This is a genomic window from Streptococcus mitis NCTC 12261, from assembly GCF_000148585.2.
Taxonomy (GTDB): domain Bacteria; phylum Bacillota; class Bacilli; order Lactobacillales; family Streptococcaceae; genus Streptococcus; species Streptococcus mitis.
The window spans coordinates 1667762-1680746 of the sequence record NZ_CP028414.1 but is presented as its reverse complement, the minus strand read 5'-3'; the positions used below and the strand labels follow the sequence as shown (position 1 = coordinate 1680746).

The window sequence follows — 12985 nt, the reverse complement described above, 5'->3', positions numbered from 1 at the left end:
TAGTAACATCACAAAATTGGAGAGAGACCATGAGTTTTTATAATCATAAAGAAATTGAGCCTAAGTGGCAGGGCTACTGGGCAGAACATCATACATTTAAGACAGGAACAGATGCATCAAAACCTAAGTTTTATGCGCTTGACATGTTTCCGTATCCGTCTGGAGCTGGATTGCACGTAGGACACCCAGAAGGTTATACCGCAACCGATATCCTCAGCCGTTACAAACGTGCGCAAGGCTACAATGTTCTTCACCCAATGGGTTGGGATGCTTTTGGTTTGCCTGCAGAGCAATACGCTATGGATACTGGAAATGACCCAGCAGAATTTACAGCTGAGAACATTGCTAACTTCAAACGTCAAATCAATGCGCTTGGATTCTCTTACGACTGGGATCGTGAAGTCAACACCACAGATCCAAACTATTACAAGTGGACGCAATGGATTTTCACTAAGCTTTACGAAAAAGGCTTGGCCTATGAAGCGGAAGTGCCAGTAAACTGGGTTGAGGAATTGGGAACAGCCATTGCCAACGAAGAAGTCCTTCCTGACGGAACGTCTGAGCGTGGAGGCTATCCAGTTGTCCGTAAACCAATGCGCCAATGGATGCTCAAAATCACGGCCTATGCGGAGCGTTTGCTTAATGACTTAGATGAACTTGATTGGCCAGAGTCTATCAAGGACATGCAACGCAACTGGATTGGGAAATCAACGGGGGCTAATGTAACTTTTAAAGTTAAGGGAACAGACAAGGAATTCACCGTCTTTACCACTCGTCCTGATACTCTTTTCGGTGCGACTTTCACCGTTTTGGCTCCTGAGCATGAACTAGTAGATGCCATTACAAGCACAGAGCAAGCAGAAGCAGTAGCAGACTACAAACACCAAGCCAGTCTGAAATCAGACTTGGCTCGTACAGACCTTGCCAAAGAAAAAACTGGTGTCTGGACAGGTGCTTATGCCATCAACCCTGTCAATGGTAAGGAAATTCCAATCTGGATTGCCGACTATGTTCTTGCTAGTTACGGAACAGGTGCCGTTATGGCTGTGCCTGCCCACGATCAACGTGACTGGGAATTTGCCAAACAATTTGATCTTCCAATCGTCGAAGTACTTGAAGGTGGAAATGTAGCAGAAGCTGCCTACACAGAAGATGGCCTTCATGTCAACTCAGACTTTCTAGATGGACTCAACAAAGAAGACGCTATTGCTAAGATTGTGGCTTGGTTGGAAGAAAAAGGATGTGGACAAGAGAAGGTTACTTACCGTCTCCGCGACTGGCTCTTTAGCCGTCAACGTTACTGGGGTGAACCAATTCCAATTATTCATTGGGAAGATGGGACTTCAACAGCAGTTCCAGAAAGTGAATTGCCACTTGTCTTGCCAGTAACCAAGGACATCCGTCCTTCAGGTACAGGGGAAAGTCCACTGGCTAACTTGACAGACTGGCTTGAAGTGACTCGTGAAGATGGCGTCAAAGGTCGTCGTGAAACCAATACTATGCCACAGTGGGCTGGTTCAAGCTGGTACTACCTCCGCTATATCGACCCACACAATACTGAGAAATTGGCTGATGAGGATCTTCTCAAACAATGGTTGCCAGTAGATATCTATGTGGGTGGTGCAGAGCATGCCGTTCTTCACTTGCTTTACGCTCGTTTCTGGCATAAATTCCTCTATGACCTCGGTGTTGTTCCGACTAAGGAACCATTCCAAAAACTCTTTAACCAAGGAATGATTTTGGGAACCAGCTACCGTGACCACCGTGGGGCTCTTGTGGCAACCGACAAGGTTGAAAAACGTGACGGTTCTTTCTTCCATGTGGAAACAGGAGAGGAGTTGGAGCAAGCGCCAGCCAAGATGTCTAAATCGCTCAAGAACGTTGTTAACCCAGATGATGTTGTGGAACAATACGGTGCCGATACCCTTCGTGTCTATGAAATGTTTATGGGACCACTTGATGCTTCGATTGCTTGGTCTGAAGAAGGTCTGGAAGGAAGCCGTAAGTTCCTTGACCGTGTTTACCGTTTGATTACAAGCAAGGAAATTGTTGCAGAAAACAATGGCTCTCTCGACAAGGTTTACAACGAAACCGTTAAAGCTGTCACAGAGCAAATCGAGTCCCTCAAATTCAACACAGCCATTGCTCAACTTATGGTCTTTGTCAACGCTGCTAACAAGGAAGACAAACTCTATGTGGACTACGCCAAAGGCTTTATCCAATTGATTGCCCCATTTTCACCTCACTTGGCAGAAGAACTCTGGCAAACAGTTGCGGCAACAGGTGAGTCAATCTCTTACGTGGCTTGGCCAACATGGGACGAAAGCAAATTGGTTGAAGACGAAATCGAAATCGTTGTCCAAATCAAAGGAAAAGTTCGTGCCAAACTCATGGTCGCTAAAGACCTATCACGCGAAGAATTGCAAGAAATTGCTCTAGCGGATGAAAAAGTCAAAGCAGAAATTGACGGTAAGGACATCGTGAAAGTAATTGCGGTACCTAACAAACTCGTTAATATCGTCGTTAAATAACGAGTTTATTAGCTCTATCTGCCACCTTCAATAGTCCACTGGACTATTGAAGCCAACCAAATTGGTTAATATTGTTGTGAAATAAGATAGGAATCCTTCAGAGTAGAATCTGGAGGATTTTTTGAGTCTTCTTATGAAAGTATGATATACTATGGGCAACTATAAAGTTTGGAAAGCAAAACAAGGGGAAAGTTATGCCAGTAAATGAATATGGTCAAATGATTGGTGAGTCAATGGAAGGTTATACACCAGGTGAACTGCCTTCTATTGATTTCTTAGAAGGGCGATATGCTCGAATAGAAGCTCTTTCAGTGGAAAAGCATACGGAGGATTTATTAGCTGTTTATGGTCCGGATACTCCTCGGGAGATGTGGACCTACCTTTTTCAGGAACCAGTGGCAGATATGGAGGAGCTGGTTACCCTTTTAAATCAGATGTTAGCTCGTAAGGACCGTTTTTACTATGCAATCATAGACAAGGAAACTGGTAAAGTTTTAGGAACTTTTTCTCTCATGCGTATTGACCAGAATAACCGAGTAATAGAAGTGGGAGCTGTCACTTTTTCTCCAGAGCTCAGGGGGACACGAATAGGGACAGAAGCCCAGTATCTCCTGGCGCGCTATGTTTTCGAGGAACTTAACTATCGTCGCTATGAGTGGAAATGCGATGCTCTTAACCTGCCATCAAGACGAGCAGCGGAACGTTTGGGCTTTATTTATGAAGGAACCTTCCGTCAGGCAGTGGTTTATAAGGGGCGCACGAGGGATACGGATTGGTTGTCTATAATTGATAAGGATTGGCCCAAAGTAAAATCTCGTTTGGAAACATGGTTGCGTCCTGAAAATTTTGACAAAAATGGACAGCAGTACAAGAGCTTGAGAGAACTCTAAGAGGTGTTGAGATGATTACTATTAAAAAGCAAGAAATTGTCAAGCTAGAGGATGTTTTGCATCTCTATCAGGCTGTCGGTTGGACAAATTATACCCATCAACCAGAGATGCTGGAGCAGGCCTTGTCTCATTCATTAGTAATTTATCTGGCACTTGATGGTGATGCTGTGGTGGGCTTGATTCGTTTGGTTGGCGATGGATTCTCATCAGTTTTTGTACAGGATTTGATTGTTTTGCCTAGCTATCAGCGCCAAGGGATTGGTAGCTCCTTGATGAAAGAGGCTTTAGAGGATTACAAAGATGCCTATCAAGTCCAGCTGGTGACAGACCAGACAGAAAGAACCTTGGGCTTCTATCGTTCTATGGGCTTTGAAATCTTATCCACCTATAATTGTATAGGGATGACTTGGATGAATCGAGAAAAATAACAAAACTTATTTTTCTTAAGCAAAGTTTAAGGCTGGTCTAGTATTATATAGTCATTAAATAAAGACCTCCTAACTTTATTTAATGAAATCCTAAAAACTTTTTTCATCATAATCTCCTAATGAAGTCACCCAATCAGGTGGCTTTTTTTCTTGGATAGGTGATGGTGATAGAAATTTTTTGCAAAATAGCAAAATTTGAGAAAAGTTAAGCTATTTTTAAGCTTCGTCTTGTATCATATAGTTATTAAGTAAAGACCTCCTAACTTTATTTAATAAAATCCTAAACTTTTCTTTTTCATAATAATCTCCCTTGACTCCACCCAATCAGGTGGAGTTTTTTGGCTCTATTTCAGGCTTTTGGAGACTATTCTAAAAATCATTTTTCGATATTTTTCGGATTTTGGTCGGGGATTTTTTTAGAGAATATGAGTAAGAAATAGGTCTGTTGTTATTTAAGTGAATTCAACCTTAATTTGATTGTAGGTGACTGTTAATTGAAGGAATGGAACTATTGTAATGATGATTTTACTTGTCCAGTAGTGGCGTATTAAATGAGGAGTGATATGTAAGCTTGTCTCTTCGTTTACGAAATCAAAATTTTTATGAAATTGATAGAATCCCTAACTTTCTCTTAATCTTGACCGTTTTGTTGTACAGCGGTTAAAGCTTGAAAAGCCGAGAATGTAAACCTTTGACAAAATTTGTGAACTGTAGGATAATGGAGAGGAATTAAGGATTAGTTCTATATTATGGACTAGAAAAGACCCCAAGCTAACTTCCACATTAAGCTTAGGGTCTTTTTTGACACTATCTATCTTCGTTTAGCCATTTATCGACTAAGCGAAGGATGACACCGACCACAATCGGTCCGATGATAGTTTTAAGGATTAGTTCCATCATGAGCTATCTCACCTCCTTTCGTAGGCGGTGTAGTAGTGCCGTATAATATTATTCCACATAAGTGTTAAACTCGGGAGTCACCCAATCGGGTGGCTTTTTTGTTTGTGGCTTGGTTTTTTGATATAATAGAGCAATGAGTAGAATTTTAGATAATGAGATAATGGGGGACGAGGAGTTAGTAGAACGCACGCTCCGTCCTCAGTACTTACGTGAATATATTGGGCAGGACAAGGTCAAGGACCAGCTCCAAATCTTTATCGAAGCTGCCAAAATGCGGGATGAAGCGCTGGATCATGTGCTCTTATTTGGCCCTCCAGGCTTGGGAAAAACGACCATGGCTTTTGTTATTGCCAACGAACTAGGTGTCAATCTCAAGCAGACTTCGGGTCCAGTCATTGAAAAAGCCGGAGATCTGGTAGCGATTTTGAATGACTTAGAGCCTGGGGATGTCCTTTTTATTGATGAGATTCATCGCTTGCCCATGTCGGTGGAAGAGGTGCTTTATAGTGCCATGGAAGACTTCTACATTGACATCATGATTGGGGCTGGTGAAGGCAGTCGCAGTGTTCATTTGGAGTTGCCACCTTTCACTTTGATTGGTGCGACGACTCGGGCTGGTATGCTCTCAAATCCGTTACGGGCACGTTTTGGGATTACAGGTCATATGGAGTATTATGCCCATGCTGACTTGACGGAAATTGTCGAGCGGACGGCAGATATTTTTGAGATGGAAATCACCCATGAGGCAGCATCTGAGTTGGCATTGCGTAGTCGTGGGACCCCTCGTATTGCCAATCGTCTCCTCAAGCGCGTGCGCGATTTTGCCCAGATAATGGGGAATGGGGTTATCGATGATCTTATTACCGATAAGGCTTTGACTATGCTGGATGTTGACCATGAAGGTTTGGACTATGTGGATCAAAAAATCCTTCGCACCATGATTGAGATGTACGGTGGTGGTCCTGTTGGTCTAGGAACTCTTTCTGTTAACATAGCAGAAGAACGTGAGACAGTTGAAGATATGTATGAGCCTTACTTGATTCAAAAAGGTTTTATCATGCGGACGCGGTCTGGACGGGTGGCGACTGCTAAGGCATATGAGCACTTAGGTTATGAATATAGTGAAAAATGAGCAAGAAATTCTAGAGGATTTTAGAGAAAATCCGGATATGATGGCTATTCTGACTGTCATCCGAAACTTGGAGTTGACAGATTCCTGGTTGGCAGCAGGTTCTGTCAGAAATTTTATCTGGAATCTCTTGTCAGACAAATCCCCTTTTGACTGTGAAACAGATGTAGATGTAATTTTCTTTGATCCAGATATTTCTTACGAGGAAACCTTGTCCCTAGAGAAAAAACTGCGAGAGGACTTTCCTCAGTACCAGTGGGAGTTGAAAAATCAGGTCTATATGCACCAGCACAGTCCTCACACTTCTCCCTATACCAGTTCTCGTGATGCTATGAGTAAGTATCCAGAACGATGTACGGCTGTTGGACTGCGCTTGAATGAAGAATCCGATTTTGAACTCTATGCACCTTATGGTTTGGAGGATATTTTGAATTTTCAAGTTCGTCCAACTCCTCATTTTTTAGAGAATCAAGACAGAATGGAACTTTATCGAACACGTCTATCCAAGAAAAATTGGCAGGAGAAATGGAAAAATTTGATTTTTAAAAATACTTAAGGAAACTTTAAGCTAGGAAGTGTATACTAAGTCCATAAGTTAAGAAGACCTTAACTTAAACTCCTAAAACTTTTTCATAATAATCTCCCTATAAAAAATAGAGTCGCCCAATCAGGCGGCTTATTTTTTTGAAAAATGGGCTTGGTGCCTGAGAATAATACTCAATGAAAATCAAAGACCAAACTAGGAAGCTAGCCGCAGGTTGCTCAAAACACTGTTTTGAGGCTGCAGATAGAGCTGACGTGGTTTGAATTTGATTTTCGAAGAGTATAAATAGCTTAGTGATAGAAGAAAATAGGGAAATATGGTATAATGAAACGATAGATTTTTGAATAGGAATAAGATCATGTTTGGATTTTTTAAGAAAGATAAGGCTGTGGAAGTAGAGGTTCCGACACAGGTTCCTGCTCATATCGGCATCATCATGGATGGGAATGGTCGTTGGGCTAAGAAACGTATGCAACCGCGAGTATTCGGACATAAGGCGGGCATGGAAGCATTGCAAACTGTGACCAAGGCAGCCAACAAACTAGGCGTCAAGGTGATTACAGTCTATGCTTTTTCTACAGAAAACTGGACCCGTCCAGATCAGGAAGTCAAGTTTATCATGAACTTGCCAGTAGAGTTTTATGATAATTATGTCCCGGAATTGCATGCGAATAATGTTAAGATTCAAATGATTGGGGAGACAGAACGCCTGCCTAAGCAAACTTTTGAAGCTCTGACCAAGGCTGAGGAATTAACTAAGAACAACACAGGATTAATTCTTAATTTTGCCCTCAACTATGGTGGACGTGCTGAGATTACACAGGCTCTTAAGTTGATTTCTCAGGATGTTTTAGATGCCAAAATCAACCCAGGTGACATCACAGAGGAATTGATTGGTAATTATCTTTTTACCCAGCATTTACCTAAGGAGTTACGAGACCCAGACTTGATTATCCGTACTAGTGGAGAATTGCGTTTGAGCAATTTCCTTCCATGGCAGGGAGCCTACAGTGAGCTCTATTTTACGGACACCTTGTGGCCTGATTTTGACGAGGCGGCCTTGCAGGAAGCCATTCTTGCCTACAATCGTCGTCATCGCCGATTTGGAGGAGTTTAGGAGGAAATATGACACAGGATTTACAGAAAAGAACCTTGTTTGCAGGGATTGCCCTGGCTATTTTCCTACCAATTTTAATGATTGGGGGCCTCTTGCTTCAGATAGCAATTGGAATCATAGCCATGCTAGCCATGCATGAACTTTTGAAGATGAGAGGTCTAGAGACCATGACTATGGAGGGCCTCTTAACCCTCTTTGCAACCTTTGCTTTGACCATTCCCTTGGAGAATTATCTGACTTTTTTACCAGTTGATGGGAATGTGGTTGCCTATAGTGTTTTGATTTCAATTATGTTAGGAACGACTGTTTTTAGCAAGTCTTATACGATTGAGGACGCTGTTTTCCCTCTTGCTATGAGTTTCTATGTTGGCTTTGGATTTAATGCTTTACTAGATGCTCGCGTTGCAGGTTTAGATAAGGCTCTATTGGCCTTGTGTATCGTCTGGGCGACAGACAGTGGTGCCTATCTTGTTGGGATGAACTATGGTAAACGCAAATTAGCTCCGACAGTTTCTCCAAATAAAACCTTTGAGGGTGCCTTGGGTGGTATTTTAGGTGCGATTTTAGTAACTATTATCTTTATGATAGTTGACAGTACAGTTGCTCTTCCGTATGGAATTTACAAGATGTCAGTCTTTGCTATTTTCTTTAGCATTGCTGGACAATTTGGTGATTTACTAGAAAGTTCGATTAAGCGTCACTTTGGTGTCAAGGATTCTGGGAAATTTATTCCTGGACATGGTGGTGTTTTGGATCGTTTTGATAGTATGTTGCTTGTATTTCCAATCATGCACTTGTTTGGACTCTTTTAATCAAAAGACGGAGGAAATACTATGCTCGGAATTTTAACCTTTATTCTGGTTTTTGGGATTATTGTAGTGGTGCACGAGTTCGGACACTTCTACTTTGCCAAGAAATCAGGGATTCTAGTGCGTGAATTTGCCATTGGCATGGGACCCAAGATCTTTGCTCATATTGGCAAGGATGGAACGGCCTATACCATTCGAATCTTGCCTCTGGGTGGCTATGTTCGCATGGCCGGTTGGGGTGATGATACAACTGAAATTAAGACAGGAACTCCTGTCAGTTTGACCCTTACTGATGATGGTAAGGTTAAACGCATCAATCTTTCAGGTAAAAAATTAGATCAAACAGCCCTCCCTATGCAGGTGACCCAGTTTGATTTTGAAGACAAGCTCTTTATCAAGGGCTTGGTTCTGGAAGAAGAAAAAACATTTGCAGTAGATCACGATGCAACGGTTGTGGAAGCAGATGGAACTGAGGTTCGAATTGCTCCTTTGGATGTGCAATATCAAAATGCGACTATCTGGGGGAAACTGATTACTAACTTTGCAGGTCCTATGAACAACTTTATCTTAGGTGTCGTTGTTTTCTGGATTTTAATCTTTATGCAGGGTGGTGTCAGAGATGTCGATACCAACCAGTTCCATATTATGCCTCAAGGGGCTTTGGCTAAGGTAGGAGTACCAGAAACGGCACAGATTACCAAGATTGGTTCACATGAGGTTAGCAACTGGGAAAGCTTGATTCAAGCTGTGGAATCAGAAACCAAAGATAAGACGGCCCCGACCTTGGATGTGACTATTTCTGAAAAGGGGAGTGACAAACAAGTCACTGTTACTCCGGAAGAAAGTCAAGGCCGTTACCTTCTAGGTGTTCAACCGGGGATTAAGTCAGATTTTGTATCTATGTTTGTAGGTGGTTTTACAACTGCTGTTGACTCGGCCCTCCGAATTCTATCAGATCTGAAAAATCTGATTTTCCAACCGGATTTGAACAAACTAGGTGGACCTGTTGCCATCTTTAAGGCAAGTAGTGATGCTGCTAAAAATGGAATTGAGAATGTCTTGTACTTCTTGGCAATTATTTCCATCAATATTGGGATTTTTAATCTTATTCCGATTCCAGCCCTGGATGGTGGTAAGATTGTGCTCAATATCCTAGAAGCTATCCGCCGCAAACCATTGAAACAAGAAATTGAAACCTATGTCACCTTGGCCGGAGTGGTCATCATGGTTGTCTTGATGATTGCTGTGACCTGGAATGACATCATGCGACTCTTTTTTAGATAATCGAGGAATATTATGAAACAAAGTAAAATGCCTATCCCAACGCTTCGCGAAATGCCAAGCGATGCTCAAGTTATCAGCCATGCTCTTATGTTGCGAGCTGGTTATGTTCGCCAAGTTTCAGCAGGCGTTTATTCTTACCTACCACTTGCTAACCGTGTGATTGAAAAAGCTAAAAACATCATGCGCCAAGAATTTGATAAGATTGGTGCCGTTGAGATGTTAGCTCCAGCCCTTCTCAGTGCAGAATTGTGGCGCGAATCAGGTCGTTACGAAACTTATGGTGAGGACCTTTACAAACTAAAAAACCGTGAAAAATCAGACTTCATTCTAGGTCCAACTCACGAAGAAACCTTTACAGCTATTGTCCGTGATTCTGTTAAGTCTTACAAGCAATTGCCACTTAATCTTTATCAAATCCAGCCTAAGTATCGTGATGAAAAACGCCCACGTAATGGACTTCTTCGTACACGTGAGTTCATCATGAAAGATGCTTACAGTTTCCACGCTAACTATGATAGCTTGGACAGTGTTTACGATGAGTACAAGGCTGCTTATGAGCGTATTTTCACTCGTAGTGGTTTAGATTTCAAGGCTATCATCGGTGACGGTGGAGCCATGGGTGGTAAGGACAGCCAAGAATTTATGGCTATTACACCTGCTCGTACAGACCTTGACCGATGGGTTGTTTTGGACAAGTCAGTTACCTCATTTGATGAAATTCCTGCAGAAGTGCAAGAAGAAATCAAGGCAGAATTGCTTAAATGGATGGTTTCTGGTGAAGATACCATTGCTTACTCAAGTGAGTCTAGCTATGCTGCTAACTTGGAAATGGCAACAAACGAGTACAAACCAAGCAACCGTGTCGTTGCTGAAGAAGAAGTGACTCGTGTTGCAACACCAGATGTTAAAACAATCGATGAAGTTGCCGCCTTCCTCAACGTTCCAGAAGAACAAACGATTAAAACCCTCTTCTACATGGCAGACGGTGAGCTTGTTGCCGCCCTTCTAGTTGGAAATGATCAGCTTAATGAAGTTAAGTTGAAAAACCACTTGGGAGCAGATTTCTTTGACGTTGCTAGCGAAGAAGAAGTGGCAAATGTTGTTCAAGCAGGATTTGGTTCACTTGGCCCAGTTGGTTTGCCAGAGAATGTTAAAATCATTGCAGATCGTAAAGTGCAAGATGTTCGTAATGCAGTTGTGGGTGCTAACGAAGATGGCTACCACTTGACTGGTGTGAACCCAGGTCGTGATTTTACTGCAGAATATGTGGATATCCGTGAAGTTCGTGAGGGTGAAATTTCACCAGACGGACAAGGTGTCCTTAACTTTGCGCGTGGTATTGAAATTGGTCACATCTTCAAACTTGGCACTCGCTATTCAGCAAGCATGGGAGCAGATGTTTTGGATGAAAATGGCCGTGCTGTGCCAATTATCATGGGATGTTACGGTATCGGTGTCAGCCGTCTCCTTTCAGCAGTGATGGAGCAACACGCTCGCCTCTTTGTTAACAAAACGCCAAAAGGTGAATACCGTTACGCTTGGGGAATCAACTTCCCTAAAGAATTGGCACCATTTGATGTGCACTTGATCACTGTCAATGTCAAGGATGATGAAGCGCAAGCCTTGACAGAAAAGCTTGAAGCAAGCTTGATGGGAGCTGGTTATGAAGTCTTGACAGATGACCGTAACGAACGTGTTGGTGTTAAATTCAGCGATAGCGACTTGATTGGATTGCCAATCCGTATTACTGTTGGTAAAAAAGCGGCCGATGGTATCGTAGAAGTTAAGATTAAAGCGACTGGTGACACTATCGAAGTTCATGCAGATAACTTGCTTGAAACGCTTGAAATTCTCAGCAAGAAATAAAAACTATAATCAGAAGAAAAACAAGGAAAAAATGTAACTAGTTTTTACCTTGTTTTTTCTGTATAATGGGAAAAATGAGTAGATAAAGAGGTAAATGTATGCTAAGATTTCCAAAGGATTTTGTCTGGGGATCCTCTACTTCTGGACCACAAACAGAAGGACGTGTAGCTTGTGACGGTAAGGGAGATAATCTCTGGGATTATTGGTACCAAGTGGAGCCAAATCGTTACTATAATGGGATTGGTCCAGATAAAACATCAACCTTTTATGAAAACTGGGAAAAGGATATTGACCTCTTGTTAGAAACTGGTCACACGGCCTTTCGGACTTCTATTCAGTGGTCACGGATTTTTCCACAAGGGCGTGGGGAAGTCAATCCTCAAGGTGTAGACTTTTACCGTAAGGTTTTTGAGGCTATTAAGGCCAAAGGGATTCGTCTTTTAGTCAATCTTTATCATTTTGATTTGCCTTTTGCCCTTCAAGAGGATGGTGATGGTTGGGAAAATAAGGCGACTGTTTCAGCCTATGAAGACTATGCTCGTTTTTGTTTTGAGACTTATGGAGATTTAGTGGATCAATGGATTACCTTTAACGAGCCAATCGTTCCAGTAGAATTTGGCTATTTTTACGATGCCCATTATCCACATAAGGTGGATGCAGAGGCAGCCGTTAAAGTAGCTTATCATACACAATTGGCCAGCAGTCGGGTGGTTAAGGCTTGTCATGAACTTTTGCCAGATTCCAAGATTGGGATTGTCTTAAACTTGACACCGGCTTATCCACGTAGCCAGCATCCTGCTGATGTCAAGGCAGCTCGCATTGCGGACCTTTTTCAGGCCCAATCTTTCTTAGATCCGTCTGTTTTGGGGACTTATCCACAGGAGTTGGTAGAAATCTTGCATGAACACGGTCTCTTACCTGATGCTACAGAGGAGGAGTTGGAACTCATTCGTGACAATACGGTAGACTTCCTTGGTGTCAACTACTATCAACCTTTGCGTGTCATGGCTCCTCGATTTGCTAAGCATCCAGAGAGTCCACTCTTACCAGAACATTTTTACGAGGCTTATGTGATGCCTGGACGTAAAATTAATCCTCATCGTGGCTGGGAGATTTATGAGCAAGGGATTTATGACATCGCCCAAAAGATCAAGGAAAATTATGGTAATATCGAGTGGATGTTGACTGAGAATGGTATGGGTGTTGAAGGGGAAGAAAAATTCCGTCAAGATGGAATGATTCAAGATGATTACCGTATTGACTTTGTAAAAGGTCATCTTCGTGAACTGCACCGTGCCATTGAAGACGGAGCCAATTGTAAGGGCTACTTGATTTGGACCTTTATTGATTGCTGGTCATGGCTCAACAGCTATAAAAATCGCTATGGTTTGGTCGAATTAGACTTGGAAACTCAAGAACGTCGTCTGAAGAAATCAGGGCACTGGTTCAAGGAATTAAGCGATAATAATGGATTTTAAAAAAGGACT

At 42.3% G+C, this 12985-nt stretch carries 11 protein-coding genes; 10 read left to right on the top strand and 1 reads right to left on the bottom strand.

What is annotated here, in order from left to right; translation table 11 throughout:
- Positions 1–29: 29 nt before the first annotated feature.
- The 3 genes from leuS (at position 30) to SM12261_RS08420 (ending at position 3849) form a co-directional block, all read left to right on the top strand.
- Positions 30–2531, top strand: coding sequence for a leucine--tRNA ligase (gene leuS, locus SM12261_RS08430; RefSeq protein ID WP_000011743.1), 2502 nt, complete (start codon positions 30–32; stop codon positions 2529–2531).
- A 194-nt stretch (positions 2532–2725) separates the two neighbouring features.
- A complete protein-coding gene (locus SM12261_RS08425; protein WP_001144927.1) occupies positions 2726–3421 on the top strand; it encodes a GNAT family N-acetyltransferase in 696 nt (231 codons plus the stop codon).
- 11 nt (positions 3422–3432) lie between these two features.
- The gene (locus SM12261_RS08420; protein ID WP_000628389.1) at positions 3433–3849 is read left to right on the top strand and encodes a GNAT family N-acetyltransferase; all 417 of its coding nucleotides are present in this window, start codon (positions 3433–3435) and stop codon (positions 3847–3849) included.
- Between the two features lie 807 nt (positions 3850–4656).
- On the opposite strand, the gene SM12261_RS08415 is transcribed toward SM12261_RS08420, so the two are convergent.
- A complete protein-coding gene (locus tag SM12261_RS08415; RefSeq protein WP_000970293.1) occupies positions 4657–4749 on the bottom strand; it encodes a type I toxin-antitoxin system Fst family toxin in 93 nt (30 codons plus the stop codon).
- A gap of 133 nt (positions 4750–4882) precedes the next feature.
- Between SM12261_RS08415 and ruvB the strand changes: the two genes are divergently transcribed.
- From ruvB to bglA, 7 genes are all read left to right on the top strand, one after another.
- Positions 4883–5881 (top strand): Holliday junction branch migration DNA helicase RuvB, encoded by a 999-nt coding sequence (gene ruvB, locus SM12261_RS08410; protein ID WP_004239104.1) that lies wholly within the window; start codon positions 4883–4885, stop codon positions 5879–5881.
- Complete coding sequence (locus SM12261_RS08405) at positions 5862–6434, top strand: nucleotidyltransferase family protein (protein WP_001028387.1); 573 nt, start codon at positions 5862–5864, stop codon at positions 6432–6434. Before ruvB ends, SM12261_RS08405 begins: the two co-directional genes overlap by 20 nt.
- Before the next feature lie 346 nt (positions 6435–6780).
- Positions 6781–7539 (top strand): isoprenyl transferase, encoded by a 759-nt coding sequence (locus SM12261_RS08395; RefSeq protein WP_000466726.1) that lies wholly within the window; start codon positions 6781–6783, stop codon positions 7537–7539.
- 8 nt (positions 7540–7547) lie between these two features.
- Positions 7548–8351, top strand: coding sequence for a phosphatidate cytidylyltransferase (locus SM12261_RS08390; protein WP_000189860.1), 804 nt, complete (start codon positions 7548–7550; stop codon positions 8349–8351).
- 21 nt (positions 8352–8372) lie between these two features.
- A complete protein-coding gene (gene rseP / locus SM12261_RS08385) occupies positions 8373–9632 on the top strand; it encodes an RIP metalloprotease RseP (RefSeq protein WP_000900673.1) in 1260 nt (419 codons plus the stop codon).
- A 12-nt stretch (positions 9633–9644) separates the two neighbouring features.
- Complete coding sequence (locus SM12261_RS08380; RefSeq protein ID WP_000814058.1) at positions 9645–11498, top strand: proline--tRNA ligase; 1854 nt, start codon at positions 9645–9647, stop codon at positions 11496–11498.
- 98 nt (positions 11499–11596) lie between these two features.
- Complete coding sequence (gene bglA / locus SM12261_RS08375) at positions 11597–12976, top strand: 6-phospho-beta-glucosidase (protein ID WP_000943500.1); 1380 nt, start codon at positions 11597–11599, stop codon at positions 12974–12976.
- Positions 12977–12985: the final 9 nt, after the last annotated feature.